Annotated in this window: 21 protein-coding genes; 10 read left to right on the plus strand and 11 right to left on the minus strand. The window is 71.3% G+C overall.

Annotated elements, in window-relative coordinates:
* Window positions 1-9: 9 nt before the first annotated feature.
* Genes ADL03_RS38295 through ADL03_RS38305 form a run of 3 tightly spaced genes read left to right on the plus strand, consistent with a single transcriptional unit; the run spans window position 10 to window position 3,393 of the window.
* Window positions 10-783 carry an ATP-binding cassette domain-containing protein gene (locus ADL03_RS38295; protein ID WP_053738513.1) on the plus strand — a complete coding sequence of 258 codons (774 nt, stop codon included), beginning with the start codon at window positions 10-12 and terminating at the stop codon, window positions 781-783.
* 20 nt (window positions 784-803) lie between these two features.
* The gene (locus ADL03_RS38300) at window positions 804-2,234 is read left to right on the plus strand and encodes a sugar ABC transporter permease (protein ID WP_053738562.1); all 1,431 of its coding nucleotides are present in this window, start codon (window positions 804-806) and stop codon (window positions 2,232-2,234) included.
* Between the two features lie 4 nt (window positions 2,235-2,238).
* Window positions 2,239-3,393 carry an ROK family transcriptional regulator gene (locus ADL03_RS38305; RefSeq protein WP_197289009.1) on the plus strand — a complete coding sequence of 385 codons (1,155 nt, stop codon included), beginning with the start codon at window positions 2,239-2,241 and terminating at the stop codon, window positions 3,391-3,393.
* 70 nt (window positions 3,394-3,463) lie between these two features.
* On the opposite strand, the gene ADL03_RS50015 is transcribed toward ADL03_RS38305, so the two are convergent.
* The 4 genes from ADL03_RS50015 to ppgK all read right to left on the minus strand — a co-directional run bounded on the left by ADL03_RS50015 (window position 3,464) and on the right by ppgK (window position 7,121).
* Window positions 3,464-3,643 (minus strand): hypothetical protein, encoded by a 180-nt coding sequence (locus ADL03_RS50015; protein WP_231642793.1) that lies wholly within the window; start codon window positions 3,641-3,643, stop codon window positions 3,464-3,466.
* Between the two features lie 403 nt (window positions 3,644-4,046).
* Complete coding sequence (locus ADL03_RS46165) at window positions 4,047-4,589, minus strand: helix-turn-helix domain-containing protein (protein ID WP_197289010.1); 543 nt, start codon at window positions 4,587-4,589, stop codon at window positions 4,047-4,049.
* Between the two features lie 202 nt (window positions 4,590-4,791).
* Window positions 4,792-6,132, minus strand: a complete 1,341-nt coding sequence (locus ADL03_RS38315) for an RNA polymerase sigma factor (protein WP_053738514.1) — start codon at window positions 6,130-6,132, stop codon at window positions 4,792-4,794.
* Window positions 6,133-6,359: 227 nt separating this feature from the next.
* The gene (gene ppgK, locus ADL03_RS38320; RefSeq protein WP_053738515.1) at window positions 6,360-7,121 is read right to left on the minus strand and encodes a polyphosphate--glucose phosphotransferase; all 762 of its coding nucleotides are present in this window, start codon (window positions 7,119-7,121) and stop codon (window positions 6,360-6,362) included.
* A gap of 103 nt (window positions 7,122-7,224) precedes the next feature.
* On the opposite strand from ppgK, the gene ADL03_RS38325 reads away from it, so the two are divergent.
* On the plus strand, window positions 7,225-8,016 hold the full coding sequence (locus ADL03_RS38325) for an inositol monophosphatase family protein (RefSeq protein WP_053738516.1): 792 nt from the start codon (window positions 7,225-7,227) through the stop codon (window positions 8,014-8,016).
* Window positions 8,017-8,187: 171 nt separating this feature from the next.
* Here ADL03_RS38325 and cei read toward each other — a convergent pair whose 3' ends face one another.
* A complete protein-coding gene (gene cei, locus ADL03_RS38330) occupies window positions 8,188-8,880 on the minus strand; it encodes an envelope integrity protein Cei (protein ID WP_197289011.1) in 693 nt (230 codons plus the stop codon).
* A 441-nt stretch (window positions 8,881-9,321) separates the two neighbouring features.
* On the opposite strand from cei, the gene ADL03_RS38335 reads away from it, so the two are divergent.
* Window positions 9,322-9,621 (plus strand): DUF4193 domain-containing protein, encoded by a 300-nt coding sequence (locus tag ADL03_RS38335; protein ID WP_030464829.1) that lies wholly within the window; start codon window positions 9,322-9,324, stop codon window positions 9,619-9,621.
* Between the two features lie 99 nt (window positions 9,622-9,720).
* On the opposite strand, the gene ADL03_RS38340 is transcribed toward ADL03_RS38335, so the two are convergent.
* Window positions 9,721-10,182, minus strand: coding sequence for a DUF3093 domain-containing protein (locus ADL03_RS38340; protein ID WP_053738518.1), 462 nt, complete (start codon window positions 10,180-10,182; stop codon window positions 9,721-9,723).
* A gap of 24 nt (window positions 10,183-10,206) precedes the next feature.
* Here ADL03_RS38340 and dut point away from each other — a divergent pair, with 24 nt between their 5' ends.
* Together dut and ADL03_RS38350 are read left to right on the plus strand one after the other, a co-directional pair.
* Window positions 10,207-10,689: a dUTP diphosphatase gene (dut, locus tag ADL03_RS38345; protein ID WP_053738519.1), complete on the plus strand. Its 483-nt coding sequence runs from the start codon at window positions 10,207-10,209 to the stop codon at window positions 10,687-10,689.
* Between the two features lie 3 nt (window positions 10,690-10,692).
* Window positions 10,693-11,304: a DUF3710 domain-containing protein gene (locus ADL03_RS38350; protein WP_053738520.1), complete on the plus strand. Its 612-nt coding sequence runs from the start codon at window positions 10,693-10,695 to the stop codon at window positions 11,302-11,304.
* 13 nt (window positions 11,305-11,317) lie between these two features.
* On the opposite strand, the gene ADL03_RS38355 is transcribed toward ADL03_RS38350, so the two are convergent.
* On the minus strand, window positions 11,318-11,845 hold the full coding sequence (locus ADL03_RS38355; RefSeq protein WP_304438822.1) for an alpha/beta fold hydrolase: 528 nt from the start codon (window positions 11,843-11,845) through the stop codon (window positions 11,318-11,320).
* 218 nt (window positions 11,846-12,063) lie between these two features.
* On the opposite strand from ADL03_RS38355, the gene ADL03_RS38360 reads away from it, so the two are divergent.
* Window positions 12,064-12,429: an OB-fold nucleic acid binding domain-containing protein gene (locus tag ADL03_RS38360; RefSeq protein WP_053738522.1), complete on the plus strand. Its 366-nt coding sequence runs from the start codon at window positions 12,064-12,066 to the stop codon at window positions 12,427-12,429.
* The gene (locus ADL03_RS38365) at window positions 12,426-13,187 is read left to right on the plus strand and encodes a DUF3159 domain-containing protein (protein WP_053738523.1); all 762 of its coding nucleotides are present in this window, start codon (window positions 12,426-12,428) and stop codon (window positions 13,185-13,187) included. Before ADL03_RS38360 ends, ADL03_RS38365 begins: the two co-directional genes overlap by 4 nt.
* Before the next feature lie 309 nt (window positions 13,188-13,496).
* Here the strand turns inward: ADL03_RS38365 and ADL03_RS38370 are convergent, their stop codons facing one another.
* Both ADL03_RS38370 and ADL03_RS38375 read right to left on the minus strand, forming a co-directional pair.
* A complete protein-coding gene (locus ADL03_RS38370; protein WP_053738524.1) occupies window positions 13,497-16,085 on the minus strand; it encodes a LuxR family transcriptional regulator in 2,589 nt (862 codons plus the stop codon).
* Window positions 16,085-18,634: a LuxR family transcriptional regulator gene (locus tag ADL03_RS38375; protein WP_053738525.1), complete on the minus strand. Its 2,550-nt coding sequence runs from the start codon at window positions 18,632-18,634 to the stop codon at window positions 16,085-16,087. The genes ADL03_RS38370 and ADL03_RS38375 overlap by 1 nt, the downstream gene beginning before the upstream one ends.
* A gap of 106 nt (window positions 18,635-18,740) precedes the next feature.
* On the opposite strand from ADL03_RS38375, the gene ADL03_RS38380 reads away from it, so the two are divergent.
* Window positions 18,741-19,259, plus strand: coding sequence for an RICIN domain-containing protein (locus ADL03_RS38380; protein WP_082373836.1), 519 nt, complete (start codon window positions 18,741-18,743; stop codon window positions 19,257-19,259).
* 33 nt (window positions 19,260-19,292) lie between these two features.
* Here ADL03_RS38380 and ADL03_RS38385 read toward each other — a convergent pair whose 3' ends face one another.
* Window positions 19,293-19,949, minus strand: a complete 657-nt coding sequence (locus tag ADL03_RS38385) for a TrkA family potassium uptake protein (protein WP_053738527.1) — start codon at window positions 19,947-19,949, stop codon at window positions 19,293-19,295.
* Window positions 19,949-20,611 carry a TrkA family potassium uptake protein gene (locus ADL03_RS38390; RefSeq protein WP_053738528.1) on the minus strand — a complete coding sequence of 221 codons (663 nt, stop codon included), beginning with the start codon at window positions 20,609-20,611 and terminating at the stop codon, window positions 19,949-19,951. Before ADL03_RS38390 ends, ADL03_RS38385 begins: the two co-directional genes overlap by 1 nt.
* Window positions 20,612-20,691 lie beyond the last annotated feature (80 nt).

Raw genomic sequence — 20,691 nt, forward strand, 5'->3', positions numbered from 1 at the left:
GAAACCCCAGTGAGCGAGCCGATTCTCGAGCTGCGCGGCATCAACAAGAGCTTCGGTCCCGTGCACGTCCTGCACGACATCGACCTCGTCGTGAACCCCGGCGAGGTCACCGCCCTCGTCGGCGACAACGGCGCGGGCAAGTCGACGCTGGTCAAGTGCATCGCGGGCATCCACCCGACCGACTCGGGTGAGGTCCTTTTCAACGGCGAGCCGGTGCACATCAAGGGCCCGCGCGACGCCGCCGAGCTCGGGATCGAGGTCGTCTACCAGGACCTCGCGCTGGCCGACAACCTCGACATCGTCCAGAACATGTTCCTCGGCCGTGAGCGCACCAAGGGCGGTCTGCTCGACGAGACCGACATGGAGCAGGCGGCGCGCAAGACGCTCGCCTCGCTGTCGGTGCGCACGGTCAAGTCGGTGCGCACCCAGGTCTCGTCGCTGTCCGGTGGCCAGCGCCAGACCGTGGCGATCGCCAAGGCCGTGCTGTGGAACAGCAAGGTCGTGCTGCTCGACGAGCCCACCGCCGCACTCGGCGTCGCGCAGACGCGCCAGGTGCTCGACCTGGTCCGCCGGCTCGCCGAGCAGGGCCTGGGCGTCGTCCTGATCAGTCACAACATGAACGACGTCTTCGAGGTCGCCGACCGCATCGCGTGCCTCTACCTCGGACGCATGGCCGCTGTCGTGGGGTCGAAGGACGTCACGCACGGCCAGGTGGTCGAGCTGATCACCGCCGGGCGTTCCGGCGACCTGGGCATCGCCCGCCCCGAGGCGGCGACGATCTGATGAGTTCCGAAGAGGCGAGCATGACCGACACCACCGAAACGACCGAGCAGGAGACCCCGCCGCAGGGCGCCATCTCCGACTTCGGCATCGACACGACCTCCCAGTCCACCGGCGAGGCGGTACGCGACTACTGGGCCAGGGTCCGCGGCGGCGAGCTCGGCTCGCTGCCCGCGCTGCTCGGGCTCGTCGTCCTGCTCGTCGTGTTCAGCTCGTTGTCGCCCACGTTCTTCACCCTGGGCAACCTCGCCAACCTGCTCCAGCAGGGCGCCAGCATCACGATCATCGCGATGGGCCTGGTGTTCGTCCTGCTGCTCGGCGAGATCGACCTGTCCGCCGGTACCGCGTCCGGTGTGACGGCCGCGGTGATGGCGCTGCACCTGATCCACAACGGCAACCTGCTCGGCGGCATGGGCGACACGGTGTTCTACGTGTTCTGCGGCCTGCTGGTGATCGCGATCGTGCTCTCCGCCGTCATGAAGATCTGGGCCGGTGCGGCGCTGTCCGCCGTCGCGCTCGTGATCGCCGCGGTCGGCATCCCCGCGAACGCCTGGCTGGAGATGCTGCTCGCGGTCTGCGTCGGCGCGGCCATCGGCTGCATCACCGGCTTCCTGGTCGCGAAGGTCGGCATCCCGTCGTTCGTCGTGACCCTGGCGCTGTTCCTCGTCTGGGGCGGTGTCGTGCTGCAGCTCATCGGCCAGGGCGGCACGCTCGGCCTGCGCGACGACACGATCTTCAACGTCGCCAACGGCAACCTGAACTTCGTCGGCTCGTGGGCGTTGTTCGTCATCGCCGTCGGCGGCTACGCGGCGGTCGTGCTCACCCGGCACTTCTCCCGGCTGCGCAGGGGACTCGTGGCCCAGCCGACCACGCTGGTGCTGGCCAAGATCGGTGCCCTCGCGGTGCTGGCCGCCGTCATCACCTACGCGCTGTCGCTCAACCGGGCGCCGAGCAACCTCGTGGTGATCGAGGGCGTGCCGTACGTGGTGCCGCTGGTGCTCGTGCTGCTGGTCATCGGCACGTTCGTGCTCGACCGCACCTCCTACGGCCGCCACGTCTACGCCGTCGGTGGCAACAAGGAGGCCGCGCGCCGCGCCGGTATCAACGTCGAGCGGATCCGGATGAGCGTCTTCGTGATCGCCTCCTCCGCCGCCGCGATCGGCGCGATCGTGTACTCGTCGAAGGTCGGCTCGGTCGACCCGAACGCCGGTGCCGGCAACACGCTGCTGCTGTCGGTCGGTGCGGCCGTCATCGGTGGCACGTCGCTGTTCGGCGGCAAGGGCCGGCTGCGCGACGCGGTGATCGGTGGCGCGGTGCTCGCGATCATCCAGAACGGCATGGGCCTGCTCAAGCAGCCCGCCGCCGTCGTGTTCATCGTGACCGGCCTGGTCCTGCTGCTCGCCGCGAGCGTCGACGCGTTGTCCCGCCGCCGGGCGGCCACCGCGGCTCGATGACGCGGTGACGGGACCCACGTCCGGCACTCGTCCCGACGAGATCCGCAGGCACAACAGGACGGCGCTGCTGCGCCGCCTGCACATCGACGGTCCGTCCACCAGGGCGTCGCTCGCGGCTGAGCTCGGGCTCAACCGCAGCACGATCAAGGCCCTGGTGGACGGTCTCGCCGAAGCCGGTGTGGTCGCCGAACGCGTGCCCGCTCTGCGCAGCGGAGCGGGCCGCCCATCGCTGCTGGTCCTGCCCCAGCCGCAGGCCGCGGTCGTCATCGCGATCGACGTGCGGGTGGAGCACGTGGCGATGGGGTTCGTCGGCCTCGGCGGGGAGATCCTCGGGCGGGACAGCTGGAACCTGCACCGGACGCGTGATCCGGGTGAGGTCATCACGCACATCGTCGACTCGGCGCGCCTCATGGCCGACGACCTCGACGCCACCGCGGTCGGGGTGGGCGTGTCGGTGCCCGGCGTCGTCCGCCGCGCCGACGGGCACGTGCACGAGGCGCCGAACCTGCACTGGACCGACGTGGCACTCGGCAAGCGCCTGGAGGCGGTGCTGAAGCTGCCCGTCCAGGTCGGCAACGACGCGGAGCTCGGCGCGCTCGCGGAACACGTGCGCGGCGCGGCACAGCAGTCGTCGGACATGGTGTACATCTCCGCCGACGTCGGTGTCGGCGGCGGCGTGATCCTGTCCGGGCAGCCCCTGCGCGGCAGCGGCGGCTACGTCGGCGAGCTCGGCCACATGGTGGTCAACCCGCGCGGGCGGCGGTGCTACTGCGGCTGTGACGGCTGCTGGGAGACCGAGGTCGGCGAACCGGCGCTGTGCCGGGCGCTGGGCCTGCCCGACGACGCCCCGCGCGGCGCCGTCGTCGCGGCACTGCGGGCGCTCGACGCGCCGGAGCAGCTCGACGAGTTCGCCGGCTGGCTGGCGCTGGGGCTCGCGAACATCGTCAACGTCCTCGGCCCGGAACTGGTCGTGCTCGGCGACCTCTACACGGCGCTGCCCCCGTCGGTGGTCGACGCGGTGAGCTCCGCCGTGCAGCGGCGCAGCCTCGTCTCACGGGCGGTCGGCGGGACCCAGGTCGTCACGTCGCCGTTGGGCAGGGACGCCAAGCTGGTCGGTGCCGCGGAGCTCGCGTTCGAACCGGTGCTGGACAACCTGTAGCACCCGGAAAAGCGAAGGGGGCGGAGATCCCAGGAGGATCTCCGCCCCAAGCGGCTAGGTGGGGTGGAAGTCAGCCCTGCTGAATCTCAGCAGCGAGTTCGCGCAATTTCTCACTGTGCGCCCGGGCGTGGTGCCCGCAGAACAGCAACTCGCCCCCGGACGGGAGCAAAGCGCGAACCTGGGCAGCAGCCCCGCAGCGGTCGCAGCGGTCGGCAGCGGTCAACTCGGGGCGGGTGAGTGCTGCAGTCATGATGAATCTCCCTCCGTCCCAGCATCGGAACGAAGTGTCCCGGTGCCCTCTTACCAAGCTGCGACCACTGCGCCCCTGGATTGGTGCGCGGTGCTCGCTGGCTCCACTCTGACAGACGTTCTGGCGTTAGTCAGTGTTCCCGTGTGCGTGGCGACTCGCGTCACTCCGGGATTTACCCGCTTGTCGCAGGCTCACACATGAGTTCGCCACCGGTTCACCGGCTTGACAGGTACCGGGAGCAACCGAAAACGTGCTGGTGGGGCAGTGCCTTCGGGCCATTCGGTCGGTTGCGTGCAGCCGGGAGTGTGATATCGGTTGCTCTTGTCCGCCCGCAGCGAACAGGTCACGAACGTCCCACGATTCGGACGCGCGACCGTGATCAAAACGCCTCGCGCACGCCGTGTCAGCTCGCGAGCGCGGCACTGATCGCCCGTGCCGCATGCCCCACCGCCTCCCGCACGGCGGTGGCGCTGCGGCCGTTGTCGAGCACCGCCGACACCGTTCCGACGACGGCACTGGTCGGCGTCCGCACCGGCGCGCTGACGAACACCATGCCCGCCGGCACCGTGGCGCCCGGCCGCAGCCGCGTCACGTCCTCGGCCCGCACGATGCTCGCCGCGGCCACCAGCACCCGGTCCCGCCGCGGCACGGCGAGGATCGCCGACGTCCTGATCGTCGCCGACAACGCCCGCAACGGCTGCCGCGCCACCCGCAGGATCCCCGGCACCGGCTCCCACGCCTGGCCCAGCCGGAACATCTGTGCGCCGACCCGGTAGCGGCCGCGCACGTTCTCGACCGCGCCCAGCGCCTCCATCTGCTCCAGCAGGCGGTGCACCGTCGTCTTCGGCATCGCACACCGGTCGGCGAGCTGCGTGAGTCCCAGCTCGCCCTCGTCCACGAGCTTGTCCAGCAGCGTGAACGCCCCTTCGAGGACAGACCTTCCCATCGTTGTTCCCCCTCGTTCCGGTCTCCGGAACCGCCCCTGTGCACCCCAGCGGCACAGCCACACACTGATGGTGTCGCCTGTGCGCCGGAAGCACATGAGTACCGGGGTACTCAACTTTCGCGCGCGCTGCTCGGCGCGTGCGCAAAAAAGGAGGCCCCACACCGAACCGGTGCGGGGCCTCCTGCGTATGACCGGGTAAGACCTAGTCGAGGTAGTCGCGCAGGACCTGCGAGCGCGACGGGTGACGCAGCTTCGACATCGTCTTGGATTCGATCTGCCGGATGCGCTCGCGCGTCACGCCGTAGACCTGGCCGATCTCGTCGAGCGTGCGCGGCTGGCCGTCGGTGAGGCCGAAGCGCAACCGGACGACGCCCGCCTCGCGCTCGGACAGCGTCGCGAGCACGGACTGCAGCTGGTCCTGCAGCAACGTGAACGAGACGGCGTCGACCGCGACGACGGCCTCGGAGTCCTCGATGAAGTCACCGAGCTGGCTGTCGCCCTCGTCACCGATGGTCTGGTCCAGCGAGATGGGCTCACGCGCGTACTGCTGGATCTCCAGCACCTTCTCCGGCGTGATGTCCATTTCCTTGGCGAGCTCTTCTGGCGTGGGCTCGCGGCCCAGGTCCTGCAGCAGCTCGCGCTGGATGCGACCCAGCTTGTTGATGACCTCGACCATGTGCACCGGGATGCGGATGGTGCGGGCCTGGTCGGCCATCGCGCGGGTGATCGCCTGCCGGATCCACCAGGTGGCGTACGTGGAGAACTTGTAGCCCTTGGTGTAGTCGAACTTCTCGACAGCGCGGATCAGACCCAGGTTGCCCTCCTGGATCAGGTCCAGGAACGCCATGCCGCGGCCGGTGTAGCGCTTGGCCAGCGACACGACGAGGCGCAGGTTCGCCTCGAGCAGGTGGTTCTTGGCGCGCTCGCCGTCGCGGACGATCCAGCGCAGGTCGCGGCGCAGCTGCGGGGTGAGCTTCTCGGCTTCTTCCTCGGAGCGGCGCACGCGCTCGGCGGCGTAGAGACCGGCCTCGATGCGCTTGGCCAGCTCGACCTCCTCCTCGGCGTTGAGGAGGGCGACCTTGCCGATCTGCTTGAGGTAGGCGCGGACGGAGTCGGCCGACGCGGTGAGCTCCGCGTCCTTGCGCGCCTGGCGCAGGGCCTCGGACTCCTCCTCGTCCCAGACGAAGTCACCCTCGTTCTTGGGGTCCTCCGCCTCCTCCGGCTCGTCCACGACCGGCTCGTCGACCAGCTCGACGTCCTCCAGGTCACCCTCACCGGGTGCGCCTTCGAGGTCCTCCGGCTCGTCGCCCTCGCCGGCCTTCTTGGTCGCACCCTTGGCGGGAGCGTCCTTGGCACCGGCCTTGCGCGGAGCGCGGGTCGTCTTGGCGCCGGCGGCCTTGGCTGCGGCGGGCTTCTTGGCTGCCGCAGCGGTCGTCTTGCGCTTCGTCGTCTCCTCGGCCTCGCCGGCCGCGGTCGACTTGGTGGTCTTGGCGGCGCTCGCGGCGGAGCTGGAGCGTCGGGTTGCGGTTTCTGCGGCTGCCACGTACGCCCTTTCGCGACGGTCGTTCAAGGCTGACCAGAGGGCGCGAAACCTCGGTCGCCAGAGTTCAGGGGATCTCCCCGCCGATCTTGATTGGCGGGTGTGCGTTCCATTGTAACGACGTCCGTGACGCGGTGTTGCGCCCCGAGCCTTTTCGAGGCGCCCCCACCTGCGTTCTCGCAGCTAGAACCAGTCGAGAGAGACGGACACGTTTCGGTGTCGGTTACCCGTTACGGCCGGATTCCGTGCGCGGCCGCCCACGCGGCGCCGACGATGCCCGCGTCGTTCTTCAGCGCCGCCGCGACCACCTCGGTGCGGACCTTGAGCAACGGCAACCACTTGTGCGCCTTCTTGCTCACGCCACCGCCCGCGATGACGAGGTCGGGCCAGATGAGGTCCTCCAGCACGTTGACGTACCGGGAGACCCGCGGCGCCCACTCCTCCCAGGACAGGCCCTTGTCCTCCTTCACCGACGCCGCCGCACGCGACTCCGCGTCGTGGCCGTCGACCTGGAGGTGGCCGAACTCCGTGTTCGGCACGAGCTTGCCGTCGAGGAACACGGCACTGCCGATGCCGGTGCCGAACGTCAGCAGCACGACGGTCCCGGCCTTGCCGACCCCGGCGCCGAACGACATCTCCGCGAGGCCGGCGGCGTCCGCGTCGTTCATGACGACGACGTCCTCCGGCCTGCGCTTGAGGCGCTCGGCGAACAACGCGCCCGCGTCGCAGTTGATCCAGCCCTTGTCCACGTTCGCGGCACTGAGGGCGACGCCGTGCTTGACGACGCACGGCAGCGTCACGCCGACCGGCCCGTCCCACTGGAACTTCTCGACGATCTCGGCGACGACGTCCGCCACCGCGTCGGGGGTCGAGGGCTGGGGCGTGGGGATCCGCATGCGCTCGCCGTCCAGTGCGCCGGCCTCGAGATCGACCAGTCCGCCCTTGATGCCGGAGCCGCCGATGTCCACACCGAACCCGCGGGTGATGCCCATCCCCGTGGTCCTTCCTACTCGATTCAGTAAACGTGGTTCGCAGACATTAGCCTGACGTTGTCCGATAGTCCCGTGCTAGTGACGCAGGAGGGAACCGGTCGTGATGGATCCCCGGCCGCTCGTCGACATCGCCGCGGCCATTGGACGGGAGGCGGGCGCTCTCGTTCAGCGCATGCGCGCCTCCGCGGTCGTGTCGTTCGACACCAAGAGCACCTCCACCGACGTCGTGACGGCCGCCGACCGCGCCTCGGAACAACTCGTTCGGACGCGTCTGTCCGAGTCCCGGCCCGGTGAACCGGTGCTCGGCGAGGAGGAGGGCGGCTCGGTCCTGCCCGGCCTGACCTGGGTCGTCGACCCGATCGACGGCACCGTGAACTACCTCTACGGCATCCCCTGGTACTCGGTGTCGATCGCCGCGCAGCTCGACGGCGAGTCGATCGCGGGAGCGGTCTTCGAACCCGCGACCGGCCGGATGTGGACCGCGGCACGCGGGCACGGCGCGTTCCTGGACGGCTCGCCGCTGCGGGTGTCGGCGGCCACGGACCTGTCGCTGTCCCTGCTCGGCTACGGCTTCGCCTACCGCCCGGAACGCCGTCAGCGGCAGGCGGAGGCCTGGGCCGCCATGTCCACGCGGGTGCGTGACATGCGTCGCGCCGGTGCCGCGTCGCTCGACCTGTGCTCGGTGGCCGCCGGTCGCCTCGACGCCTACGCCGAGCACGAGCTGGGTCGCTGGGACTGGGCCGCGGGCGCGCTGATCGCCGCCGAGGCGGGTGCGGTGGTGCGGCTGCCGGGGACGGCGCCGGAGCTGGGGCAGGAAGCGACGTTCGCGGCCGCGCCCGGTGTCGCCGACGCCATGTACGCGGCACTGGCCGAGTCCGGTTTCGGCAAGGTCTGAGGCACGGTGACGGTGCGGTACTGCTGCGCGGGTTGACTGGGTCAACATCAGGGTTGACTCAGTCACCGTGCTGCGTGCGCCGGCACGTCCTGCCAGAGGACGTGCTCACCCACCCGTCGACGGCCACGAGCGCGAGGGAGCGGCGCCCGGCCGGTCACGGGGCGGAAAGCCTCAGCAGGTCACTTCGCGCGCGGCGGCCACGTTGTCGGCGTTCAGCGTCGGCGGGTTCGGCTCGGCGACCTGGCCGCCCTGCTGCTCGGGCTGCTGCTCGGCCCACTCCTTGAGCTGGTCGAGGACCTTGCGCGCGGCGCTGTTCGGCTTGACCTCGTCGAACTTCTTGCCCACCGACACGTCGACCGTCGCGTCCTGCCGGTCGTCGCGCACCAGCTCCAGGCACGGTTCGACCAGGGACAGCGTCCGCGCCGCCTGCGCGCCCGGCGCGCCGAAGCGGATCTGGCCGCGGCAGTTCATGTCGCCGGCCGGGTAGAGCGGGTCGTTGCCCGGTTCCCCCGCCTGCTTCATGCCGAGATCGGCGAGCATCACCGCGACGGCCTTCGCGTGGTTGCGCTGCGTCGAGGCGTTCACCACCCGGAAGTTCACGTCACCGACCGGAACCGGGTTCGTGCGGTCGAGCGCGTTGTGTTCCAGCACCGTGCCCAGCGCGGGCGGGGGTGCCGCCGGCGGGGCGGCCGCGGCGGCGGCCGGGTCGACCGTCGTCGTGTGGCCGGGCGCGTTGCACTTGATGGCCGCGTCCACGTCACCGGCGGTGCCGAGCACCTTCACCCACACGAAGACGGAGCTGACCAGCAGCACCGTGAACAGGACGAGTGCGGGTATCGGACGGCGCCGCTTGTACGGCGTCAAGCTTCCCGATGCGGGTCCCACGTCCGAAGCCCTCCCCGTGTTCCAACCCTGTGATGAGCGTAGGCCTTGCCCGGCTGACGCGCGCCGCGGCGCACGTGACCCAGTGCACCGGCCCGATCGCTCTCAGTCAGGACGGTACCGGCACGGAGCGAGGTTGCACGCCGAGCCGAAGGTGCTCCCGCACAGCCTATCGGTCCAGCGTAGAAAGGTTGTGTCACCCGTCCGGTCGGTAAGGGGTAACCCGATGCCGGGGCACTCCGACAATGAGCTACCCTCTGCGCGCTCCGCACACATGTGGATCAAGCCAACGGTCACGCCGAGGGGGTTGGCTTGCCACCGGGTGAGAGAGACCTACGTCACCTTGACGTGGGGCACAAAAGAGGGCGCTGGAGCGTTAACCAGCGACACGAACAGTCTCCGTAGACCGCAGGGGTGAAGAAGATGGCGACCGACTACGACGCGCCGCGTCGCAGCGAGGCGGACGAACTCGCTGAGGACTCCCTCGAGGAGTTGAAGGCCCGGCGGAACGAGACGCAGTCCGGCGTCGTCGACGTCGACGAGGACGCGAGTGCGGAGAACTTCGAGCTCCCGGGCGCCGACCTGTCCGGCGAGGAGCTCACGTTCAAGGTGCTGCCCAAGCAGGCCGACGAGTTCACCTGCTCGAAGTGCTTCCTGGTGCACCACCGCAGCAGGCTTGCCGAGGACAACAACGGCGTGTACATCTGCCGCGACTGTGCCTGAGCCACGCGGCTGACGGACAGTCCGGAAGCCGCCGGTGACGAACTGGGCGCTCACCCGCACGGGTGGCGCCCAGTTGTGTCTTCACCGCACCGCTGAACTTCAGCCTTTCAGGGCAGCGGCGAGCCGCTCGGGGTGCCGGGTGCTCACCAGCCAGTAGGGCGTCGGGTCCTCGGGGTCCGTCACCCGCACGCGCACCATGTGCTTGACCCAGCCGCGGTGCAGCACGAACGCCGCCGGGTCGAGCTCACGGCCCATGGCGGCACGCCGCCCGTCCGGCCCGATGACCTCGACCTCGCCCAGCAGCGACAACGGGATGTGCGCCTCGCCCACCCGCAGCTCACCGCCGGACACCTCGACCTTCGTCGAGCCCATGCGCACGATCAGGACGAGCGTCAGCGGCAGCAGGACGGCGTACGGCAGCCAGGACCGCACACCGGGGAAACCCATGTGCACCTCGGCGGCCAGCAGGACGGCGGCCAGCAGCGGCAGCGGCCAGAACCACCACGTCACGTACAGGCGCTCGCGGTGGGTCGTAGTGGCGGTCACGGCAGTCTCACTCACGTCGTCAGGGTAATCTCGGCCGCCGTGTCCAGCGTCGAGGTGTTGCTGACCCGGCTCGATCCGGGGGTTCCCGTGCCCGCCTACGCCCGTCCCGGCGACGCGGGCGCCGATCTGGTCACCACGTCGGACGTGGTCATTCCACCAGGCGAGCGCGCGGTGGTCGGCACCGGTGTCGCGATCGCGCTCCCCGCGGGGTTCGCCGGTTTCGTGCACCCCCGTTCCGGCCTCGCCGCGCGGGTGGGGTTGAGCGTGGTCAACACGCCGGGGACGATCGACTCCGGCTACCGCGGTGAGATCCGCGTTTGCCTCGTGAACCATGATCTGCGTGAGCCGATCGCGCTCTCGCGCGGCGACCGGATCGCCCAGCTCGTCGTCCAACGCGTCGAGCACGCGGTGTTCCGCGAGGTCACCGCGCTGCCGGAGACGGAACGCGGCGCGGGCGGCTACGGCTCGACCGGCGGGCACGTGGTGCTCGCCAGCACAGCACTCACAGAGACCGAGGGGTAAGGGATGTTCGGAAGGCGCCGCAAGCGCGGTCGTCACTCCGCGGGCGGGGTCGACGCCGGCCTGGAGAACGACGAGTTCCTCGACGACGCGGAAGGCCCGTGGGACTCGACGGTCGCGCCGAAGGACGACGTCCAGCGGCTCGACCTGGGTTCGGTGCTGCTGCCGATGCCGGACGAGGCCCAGCTGCAGGTCGAGATGGACCAGCAGACCGGTGCCGTGCGCGCGGTGCACATCCTCACTCCCGTCGGCCAGCTGACCGTGAGCGCGTTCGCCGCGCCGAAGTCCGGCGGCCTGTGGAAGGAGGTCGGCGCCGAGCTGATCGTCGGCCTCAAGGAGGACGGCGCCCGCATCAACCGCGAGAACGGCGAGTGGGGCGAGGAGATCACCGCGCGCAACCAGGGCGTGCAGATCCTCTTCGTCGGCATCGACGGCCCGCGCTGGATGCTGCGCGGCGTCGCGGCCGGCCCCGAGGAGCACTTCGCGCAGAACGCCGAGGCGTTGCGCGAGATGATCCGCGGCACCGTGGTCGTGCGCGGTGAGCAGCCGATGCCGCCCCGCACCCCGCTGCCCGTCGAGCTGCCGGAGGCGATCGCCCGGCAGATCCAGCAGGGCTAGTACCGCCACACCGCTAGCGCGCCTTCGCTTCCTGCCACGCCTGCACCGCACGCCCCAGCGCGTGCGGGTAGGCGGCCAGCGTCGTCGTCACGAGGACAGCGCGCGGGAGGGCGTCCGCCCACGCCCGCGCGACCTCGACCGGGTGCACGGGGTCGTCGGTGCACCCGACGATCCCCGTCGGCACGTCGAGGGTCTTGAGCTCCTCCAGGGTGGGGGCGGTGGACTCGGCCGCCTCCAGCAGGTGCGGCACGAGCTGGTCGCCGTAGCCGTGCCAGGCGCGGTGCAGCTCGTCGCGCAGCCAGCCGGACGTGCCCGCGAGCGCCGCGTCGATCCCTTGTGCGGCAACGACCTGCGCGCTCGCCCTGGCCGCGAGCGCCGCGGGTGCGCCGTCGGGTGCGCCGCTCCAGGCCGGCAGCGCCAGCACGAGTCCCGCGCACCGGTCCGGGTTGCGCACCGCCCACGCGGCGGCGACGTGCGCCCCGAGCGAGACGCCGCCGACCACGATCGGGTGGCTTGTCCGGGCATTTTCGAGCGCCGTCAACCGTTCACTGAGTGTACGAACGTGTGGAGCGTCAAAAGTGGCTCCGACCTGCGACAACGGGTCGGCGAACACGGAACGGACAAACACCGCGTCCGAGGCGGTGCCGGGCAGCAGGAGAACTGTCTCGACAGGCACGGCCGAGATTGTCGGCCCTCCTGCGTACCCTCACTGTCAGACGGTCCACACCACGGGCCACCTGAGCACTGCAGGAGTCGGGGATGGGCGGCTATTGGCACCGCTTGGTGCGTCGCTTGACCAGCGATGTCGCCGAGCTCGACGCGGACGACCTGTCGCGAAAAGCGGAGGCCGTCGGCGCGGTGAAAGCCTGCGACTGCAAGTCCGGTGAGGAGGTCACCGTCCTCGGCAGGCTCCGCAGCGTGGAGCTCTGCCCGCGGGACGCGGCCGCCACATTGGAAGCGGAGCTCTACGACGGCACCGAGGGCGTCACCCTCGTCTGGCTCGGCCGCCGTCGCATCGCGGGCATCGAACCGGGCCGCACGATCAAGGCCCGTGGCCGCATCGCCGTGCGCGACGGGCGCAAGGTGCTCTACAACCCCTATTACGAGTTGCAGACCGCTTCATGACTTCAGCCAAGACCGAAGAAAAGCAGCCCACCGTCCTCGAACAGATGGGCGGAGTGAGCGGCATGCTCTACTCCTCGCTGCCCGTCGTCGTCTTCGTGATCGTCAACTTCGCCGCCAAGAACCTCATGGCCGCGATCATCAGCGCCCTCGCGGCGGCCGTGGTGATCGGCGTGGTGCTGGCCGTCCGCAAGGGCACGGTCCAGCCCGCGATCTCCGCCGTCTTCGGCGTCGGCATCGCCGCGTTCATCGCCTACAAGACCGGTGAGGCCAAGGGCTTCTTCCTGTTCGGCATCTGGCAGAGCGTCGTCTACGGCAGCGCCTTCCTGCTGTCGATCATCGTGCGCTGGCCGCTGGCCGGCGTGATCTGGACGTTCCTCAACGGCAGGGACCGCTCCTGGCGTGCCGACAAGGCCTCGGTCCGCGACTACGACATCGCCACCTTCGTCTGGGCCCTCGTCTTCTTCGCGCGCTTCATCGTGCAGCGCTGGCTCTACGAGGAGGACCAGGTCGGCTGGCTGGCCGTCGCCCGCCTCGGCATGGGCTACCCGCTGATGGCCATCGCCCTGCTCGCCACCGTCTGGGCCGTCCGCAGGGCCGACAAGCGCCTGAAGGCCGCGGAGGAAGCCGAAGAGGAGGCCAGGCTCGCCGCGGAGGCGGACGAGGTCCTCGCCCGCACGGCCGACGACCTGCTGACGCCCGACATGGACGAGCTCCAGCGCACCGTCGAGAAGGAGTCGCGCGACAGGTCCCGCGACTGACGCCGGCGAACGACCACTGTTTCGAGTCCGGGCCGGGTCTCCTCACGGAGGTCCGGCCCGGTCCCGTTGGCGGGTACCTCTGGACAACGGGAGCTGCTCGGGTGTGTGGGCTGAGCTTCTGGTCGTGTTGCACGTCGGGGCCGACGGTCACGGCTCCCACGCGCGGCGGGCCTGGCTGAGGTCCGGCCCGGAGCCGTTGGCGGGTGGCTCTGGACAGCGGAAGCTGCTCGGGTGCGTGGACTGAGCTCCCGGCCGCGCTCCCCGTGCGGCCGGGCTCACGGTTGAGGTCGGCCTGATCGCGCCGTGTGCTCAGCGTCCGCCGATCACGGTCCGCAGCTCGCCGCGGCCGGTGATGCCGAGCACGCCGTAGACCGCGTACAGGTGGTTGTCGACGGTGCGCTTCGAGGTGTGCAGCCGCTCGCCGATCTGCTGGTTGGTGAGACCGGCCGTGGCCAGGCGGGCGACCTCGGCCTGGCGGCGGGTCAGGTGGGTGAGGCCGGTCTCGCTCAGGGCGGGGGTGCGGGCGCCGTCGAAGCCGCGCATCAGCAGGGCCTGGCGGGCGGAGGCCTGGGAGGCCGCGCGGGCGTTGCCACGGAGGCGGTGCAGGCGGGCGGCGGACGCCAGGGCCTCCGCGGCGTACAGGGTGGCGCCCACGTGCAGGAAATCCGCCGCCACGGCCTCCAGCGCGGTGGGTGAGGCGCGCGCGAGCGCGGTCGCGTGTGCGGCGTAGGCCGCGGTCATCGGATCGTCCATTGTGGACGTGAGTGCGGTCAGGCGCCGTGCCGTGTTGACGCCGAAACGGGCGGCGTCGTGCAGGGCCATGACCTCACCGCTGTGCAGACCGAGCTCGGCGCACTCGTCGGCGGCGGTCATGGCGGCGTCGGCGGCGCCGCGGACGTCACCGGCTCCGGCCAGCACCCACGAGCGGGCGCGCGAGACCGAGGTTCCGGTGATGCGCCAGGCGGGGCGGCGCGCCCTTCCGGCGCGCGCCAGTGCCGCGGCGGCCAGGGTGGTGTCACCGGTGAGGGCGGCGGAGCAGGCGAGGCCCGCGAGGACCACCGCGTCGAAGAACAGCGGAGCTTCATGAGGCGCCGGAACGCCTTCACGAGCCAGCCGCACGGCTTGCGTGCCGTGTCCGCGCATGCGCGCGCAGTGCGACAACACGCTGTAGAGCGCCGAGGCGGTGAACGTCCAACGCGGCTCGTCGGCAAGTGTGCTGTGGAGGCTCGACGCCAGCTCGTCGGCCTCTGCGAGACGACCGCCGAACGCGAGGGAGAAGCAACGCATCAGCAGCGTGCCGGTGTGCGGCGCCGGTGCGGATGCCTGCTCGCAGGCGGTGATCTCCGCTTCAGCATCGCGATAGCGACCCGCGTGCAGGAGGCACAACGCACGGTTCCGTCGCATGTAGACGGTCAGATGCGGCGCCACGGGCTGAAAAGTGCTCGCCAGTGCGACGGCGACGTGCCGGTGCTGCACCTCCGCCGTGGTCCGGACGACCTTCAACCGGTCGCGCAGGTCGTCCGGCAGACCGGGCACGTCGACCGCGTCCAGCACGGCGGCTGCCGCCGGGACGTCACCGAGGCCGAAGTGCAGGTTCACGGACCTGACCACGCCCAGCCGCACCAGGTCGGCGGGCGCCAGCGGCCCGGTCATGGCCTCCGCCAGCGCCACCTCGGCCGCGTCCGGTGCCCGCCCGCACCGCAGCACCTGACCCCACACGTGCCCGATCCGGCCCAGCCCGCCCGCGTCGGCGGCAGCACGGCACAGGCGCTCCGCGAGCGGAACGTCCCGCACGGCCCATGCCTGTTCGGCGGCCGTGGTCAGCAGGTCCAACGAGAGCGGCGCACCGCCGCCGAGCCGCCATGCGGCGATGCGCATCAGGTCGTCGCGACGACGTGCGCCCATCGCCTCCAGACTTGCGGCCAGCGCGCGTTGGTGTGACTGCGCGCGCAACGGGGGACATGTGGCACGGAAGAACCTGCCGTGCAACGGATGCCCCAGTCGCACGACGGTCCGGTTCCCTGACGACGTGAACCGGATCAACCCGCGGGTTTCGAGGTCGTCCAGCGTCTCGTCGCGCACCAGCGACGCCGGCAGGTCCAGCTCCACCGGTTCGCAGTGGGCGAGCAGCTCCAGCGCGTGCAGGTCCACCGGCTCCAGGTCACCGAGGTCCGCCCGCACGAGCTCGGCGAGCCGCCCGCCGAGCTCGATCGGGCCGTGCCACGACCAGCTGCCGTCGTGCGCCCGCAGCACACCGGCCGCGTGCCCGGAGAGCACGAGCTCCCCGAGGTACAACGGGTTCCCCGCGCTGCCCGCCCAGAGCATCCGCGCCGACCGGTTGTCCACCGGGCCGCCCAGAAGACGTTCCAGCAGCTCGTCGGACTCCGCACGAGACAGCTCGCCGACCGGGCAGCGCCGCAGCAGTCCCTCCTGCCACAGCTCGGCACGCCCACCCGGCCGTGCGGTGATGAGGACACGTGCGTGCCCGTGCCGGATCACGTTGTGCAGCAGGCCGATGGACGCGTCGTCGAGCAGATGGGCGTCGTCGACGACGATGGCCAGCGGTGCCGGCTGTGCGAGCAGATGCTCGACCGCACGCCCGAGGGGGTTCGCGGTCCGCATGTCCGCGGGCAGCACCGCGGCCATCGCCCCGAACGGAACCCCTGACGCCGCAACGGTCGCACGGCACCACCACACCGTGACACCGGAACCCTCCAGGCGCTGCGCCACTTCGGCGGCCAACCGGGTCTTGCCCACCCCGGCCGGGCCGACGAGCGCGGCACCCGGCCCGGTGAGCGCGGACAGCACGTCCGCGAGATCCTGCCGCCTGCCCGCGAACGGCCACCCGGTACCCGGTGCGCCGGGGAACGTCCGACCCGGGCTCGCGAGGGTGCGCATCAGCCCTGGCCGAAGAGTGCGCGCAGCCCACCCCGCCCGGTCACGCCCACTGCCGCGTACGTCGTGTGCAGGTGGTTGTCGACCGTGCGCTTGGCGATGGCGAGGCGGTCGGCGATCTCCGCGTTCGTCAGTCCCGCCACGGCCAGCCGCGCGATCTCCAGCTGGCGCGGCGTCAGCGCGACGAGCGTGCTCGTCACCACCAGGCCCGGCGTGGTCGCGCCGTCGAACGACTCGGCGAGCGCGGAAGCCTGCCGTTCCAGCCGGTCCGCCTCACGGGGCCGGTCGTGCAGCCGGGACAGCCGGCTCGCCTCCGCGAGTGCTTCGGCAGCGAACAACGTGACACCGCACGCCAGGAACGCCGTCGCCACCTCCTCCAGTCCCGCCGGGTCACGCAACGCGCGCGCCTGCGCGTGAGAGGCATACGCGGTCGTGAGAGGGTCTTTCCGCGACTTCGCCAGCTCCAGCAAACGGGGTGAGGTGTCGGCACCGAAGCGTGCGGCGTCGTGCAACGACGCGACTTCCTCGGAGTGCGCGCCGTGGGCCCGTGCGGCGGCGGCGTTGCTCAACGCGGCTTGCATGGCCTCGTTGACCCGCCCCGCACCCGCGAGCACCCACGACCGTGCGGCACCGACGGCGAGCCGCGCGATCCGCCACGGGGGCCGCAACCCGGCCTCGGCCCGCGCCAGCACCCGTTCCGCACGGTCGGTCTGCCCCAGCAACGCGGCCCCCGCGGCGAACTCGGCCAGCAGCAGGACGTCCCACAGCATCGGCAGCACGTTCGACTCGGGAATGCCCTCCGTGGTGATCCGCACGGCCGCCGCGGCCCGTCCACGCAGGCGCGCGCTCTGGCTCAGCACCACCCGAGGCGGCACCTGGGTGGCCGGCCAGCGGTCCTCCTCGATCAGCTGCGCCAGTGCCCGCGCGGCTCGTTCCTCGGCGGTAGCGAGGTCTCCGGAGCGCAGGACGCTCTCGTCGCGCACCCCGTTCGCGGCGTGCACCAGAGACGGGAACTGTCCTGCCGCCGCGACGACCGCCTCGTGGTCGGCCTCGACCCGCGCGACCGCCTCGGCGTAGCGGCCGCTGAACCGGTCGGCGAACGCCAGCACCAGCCGTCCCGCGACCGCCGCCCAGCCCCCCTCGGCGGCCAGCAGCTCCCCGCCCAGCCGCGCGACCCGCACCGGCGCCGCCTGCACCGCGAACGCCAGGCCGACGAACAGGGCCGCGTGCTCCAGCTCGACCGGCAGGTCCGCCACGGTCACCTCGTCGATGACAGCGATAGCGGCCTCTTCGTCACCAAGGCCGAAGAACAGGTTGAACGCGCGCGTACAGCCGATCTGCACCAACGACGCCATGTCGCCGCCCGCCGCCATCGTCGCGGCGAGCACTTCCTCTGCCTGTGCGCACTGACGCCGGTACATCAGCACAAGACCGAGCACGAGCCCTGCCCGCCCCTGCGCGCCACGGGTCGTAGCGGCCCGCGCAAGCCGTTCCGCCAGCTCCCAGTCCTGCGCGGCGAGCGCCTGCTCGGCCGCCCGCGCGAGCACGTCCGGTGACTCCGCCGTGCCGCTGTCGAGTCGCCAGGTGGCGATCCGCACGGCGTCACCGGGCCGTGCCGCGCCACCGGCTTCGAGCCGGTCGGCCAACGCCCGGCGGTGCGCTCTCGCGCGCAACGTCGGACAGGTCGCTCGCAGCCGTGCGCTGTACAGCGGATGGGCAACGCGCGCACGCCCGTCGTCTCCCACCCGCACGAACCCCATGTCCACGAGGTCCTCCGGCGGCGGCATCAGCTCCGGTTCGAGCGGTTCGCCGTACGCCAGCAGCTCCAACGCCCGGCGCTGCGCCTCGGTGAGCCGCCCGAGGGTGAGGTCGACGAGCTCGGCGAGCCGTCCGGACAGCTCCGGCGGCCCGCCCCAGTGCCAGCCGCCCTCGCGGCCGGTGAGCGCGCCCGAGTGCCGCCCCGCCGCGACGAGCTCCCTGAGGTACAACGGGTTGCCCTGGCTGTTCGCCCACACCAGGCGCCGCGTCGAGGCGTCGGCCGGCCCGCCCAGCGCGGTCGCGAGCAACGTGTCCGCGTGCTCCCGGTCGAGCGCGTCGACGGCGACGACCGTCAGCCCCTCCAGCTCCCAGCCCGGCCGTGCCGTGCAGATCACGCGCGTCAGCCCGTGGCGCACGACGTGCTGCAACACCGACAACGACGTGTCGTCGAGCAGATGCGCGTCATCGATCGACAACACCCGGCGCCCGCCGCCCGCGAGGTGGTCGGCCGCGGAGCGGATCGACGCCGCGGGCACCACACCGGGACCGGCCGGGCCCGCGGGCAGGTCGGCTGGCACGTGCGCGGCGAGGGCCCCGAGCGGAATCCGCGAGGTGGCGACCGTGGCGTAGCACCGCGCCACGGGCAGCGGCGTGGCGGCGAGGACCTCCGCCGCCAGGCGCGTCTTGCCAACCCCGGGAGGCCCCGACAGCAGCACCGCGCCGTCCACGGCCAGCGCCCGCGCCGCCGCCCGCAGCTCGCCCTCGCGCCCGACCAGGGGCAACTGATCGCTCACAGCTGGTAAGTGCTCGGTTCCGCTCCGCAGATACCGGAACGACCGGGCGTGCGGCGAATTTCGCCCAACGGTGTATCAAGCCGGGCACGGCGAGCGTCGGGACCGCATGACACTCCTCAAGCCCATGACGACCAAGCGCGGTGCAGCGGTGCTCGCGGCGCTCACCCTCGTGGCGGGCGGGATCCTCGCGACCACGACCGCCTCGGCGGGGGCCGCCCCGACCACGTTCCAGGTCACCTCGCGCTACAACGGCCGCTGCCTGACCGCCGCCACCGGCCAGAACGGCGCCGGCGTGCTCATGGTCGACTGCCGCAACGCCGCGACCCAGCTCTGGTACTGGGACAGCCTCAGGCTGCGCAACCACGACGGCGGCAGATGCCTCACCGCCGCCTGGGGCAACCTCGACAACGGCGCCCAGCTGCAGCTGTACGACTGCCAGCCGGACAGCCCCGCCGGCCAGCTCTTCTACCGGCCGGCGTCACGGCCGGAGGAGGTCGGGCGCATCCGCAGCTGGCAGTACGGCAACCGGTGCGTCGAGATCGCGGGCTCCAACTGGTGGAACGGCGCCTCGGTGCAGCTGTGGGACTGCCACGGCGGCGGCAACCAGTACTGGAACGCGCCCTGACCGGAGCACACCCGGCCAGGACGCGTCCGGTGGTCAGTAGCCCAGCGCGGACTTGATGTCCTGCTCGACCGCCGCGGTCGTGACGAACAGCAGCTCATCGCCCCCTTCGAGGGTGTCGTCCGGCTGCGGCACGATCACCCGGCCACCCCGCAGGATCGTCACCAGCGCGGCGTCGCGCGGCAGCGTCAGCTCCGACACCGCACGGCCCGCGAACGGCGTGGACTCGTCGAGCGTGATCTCCACGAGGTTCGCCTGCCCCTGCCGCAACGTCAGCAGCCGCACCACGTCGCCGATGGTCACCGACTCCTCGACCATCGCGGCGAGCAACCGCGGCGTCGACACGGCGACGTCGACGCCCCACGACTCGGTGAAGAGCCATTCGTTCGTCGGGTCGTTCACGCGCGCGACGACGCGCCGCACGGCGAACTCGGTCTTCGCGAGCAGCGACACCACCAGGTTGACCTTGTCGTCACCGGTCGCGGCGATGACCACGTCGCACAGCTGCATGCCCGCGTCCTCAAGAGAGGACAGCTCGCACGCGTCGGCCTGCACCCACTCGGCCTGCTCGACCGAGTTCGGGTCGAAGTGCGCCCGGTCCCGTTCGATCAGCATGACCTGGTGCCCGTCCTGGACGAGCTCCTGCGCGATGGACCGCCCCACCGCGCCCGCACCAGCGATCGCGATCCGCATCAGCTCTCCTCCGGGACCTGCAGCGCCGCCGCGGCGACGTCGGTGACCGTGCCGGACAACGCCGCCACGTAGATGGTGTCGTCGGCCTGCACCATGGTCTTGGCGTCGGGCAGCACGCCCGTGCCGAACCGCATCAGGAACGCCACCCGCGCCCCCAGGGCGGCCTCCAGCTCGAACACCGGGCGGCCGACCCAGCCCTCGTTGACCTCGACCGGGAGCACCGCCACGGTGCCGGACGGGTCGCGCCACGCGGTCGCCGCACCCTCGGGCAGCAGCATCCGCAGGAACCGGTCCGTGCTCCACGGCACGGTCGCCACCGTCGGGATGCCCAGCCGCTCGTACACCGCGGCGCGCTTGTGGTCGTAGATGCGGGCGACGACGTGCTCCACGCCGAACGTCTCCCTGGCCACCCGCGCCGAGATGATGTTGGAGTTGTCGCCGCTGGAGACCGCCGCGAAGGCACCGGCGCGTTCCACGCCCGCCTCGATCAGCACGTTGCGGTCGAACCCGTTCCCGACGACCTGCTGGCCGTGGAAGTCACCGCCCAGCCTGCGGAACGACTGCGTGTCCTTGTCGATCACGGCGACCTGGTGGTCCAGCCGTTCCAGGGCCTTGGCCAGGGACGCCCCCACCCGCCCACAACCCATGATCACCACGTGCACGGAATGCCTCCTCAGGCGAACTCTGCGCAGAACCTACCGAGCATTAGCCCGTCCCGGTGAGCGGACCCCTTACGCTCTGG

Source organism: Nocardia sp. NRRL S-836, assembly GCF_001279525.1.
Classification (GTDB): domain Bacteria; phylum Actinomycetota; class Actinomycetes; order Mycobacteriales; family Pseudonocardiaceae; genus Lentzea.

Bases quoted from the DNA above. Each gene is read 5' to 3' on its own strand.
- ADL03_RS38365 (WP_053738523.1), top strand. From the start codon at position 12,426: ATGACTTCAGCCAAGACCGAAGAAAAGCAGCCCACCGTCCTCGAACAG.
- ADL03_RS38380 (WP_082373836.1), top strand. From the start codon at position 18,741: ATGACACTCCTCAAGCCCATGACGACCAAGCGCGGTGCAGCGGTGCTC.
- ppgK (WP_053738515.1), bottom strand. From the start codon at position 7,121: ATGGGCATCACCCGCGGGTTCGGTGTGGACATCGGCGGCTCCGGCATC.
- ADL03_RS38300 (WP_053738562.1), top strand. From the start codon at position 804: ATGACCGACACCACCGAAACGACCGAGCAGGAGACCCCGCCGCAGGGC.
- ADL03_RS38350 (WP_053738520.1), top strand. From the start codon at position 10,693: ATGTTCGGAAGGCGCCGCAAGCGCGGTCGTCACTCCGCGGGCGGGGTC.
- ADL03_RS50015 (WP_231642793.1), bottom strand. From the start codon at position 3,643: ATGACTGCAGCACTCACCCGCCCCGAGTTGACCGCTGCCGACCGCTGC.
- ADL03_RS38325 (WP_053738516.1), top strand. From the start codon at position 7,225: ATGGATCCCCGGCCGCTCGTCGACATCGCCGCGGCCATTGGACGGGAG.
- ADL03_RS38360 (WP_053738522.1), top strand. From the start codon at position 12,064: ATGGGCGGCTATTGGCACCGCTTGGTGCGTCGCTTGACCAGCGATGTC.
- ADL03_RS38385 (WP_053738527.1), bottom strand. From the start codon at position 19,949: ATGCGGATCGCGATCGCTGGTGCGGGCGCGGTGGGGCGGTCCATCGCG.
- ADL03_RS38370 (WP_053738524.1), bottom strand. From the start codon at position 16,085: ATGCGCACCCTCGCGAGCCCGGGTCGGACGTTCCCCGGCGCACCGGGT.
- ADL03_RS46165 (WP_197289010.1), bottom strand. From the start codon at position 4,589: ATGGGAAGGTCTGTCCTCGAAGGGGCGTTCACGCTGCTGGACAAGCTC.
- ADL03_RS38335 (WP_030464829.1), top strand. From the start codon at position 9,322: ATGGCGACCGACTACGACGCGCCGCGTCGCAGCGAGGCGGACGAACTC.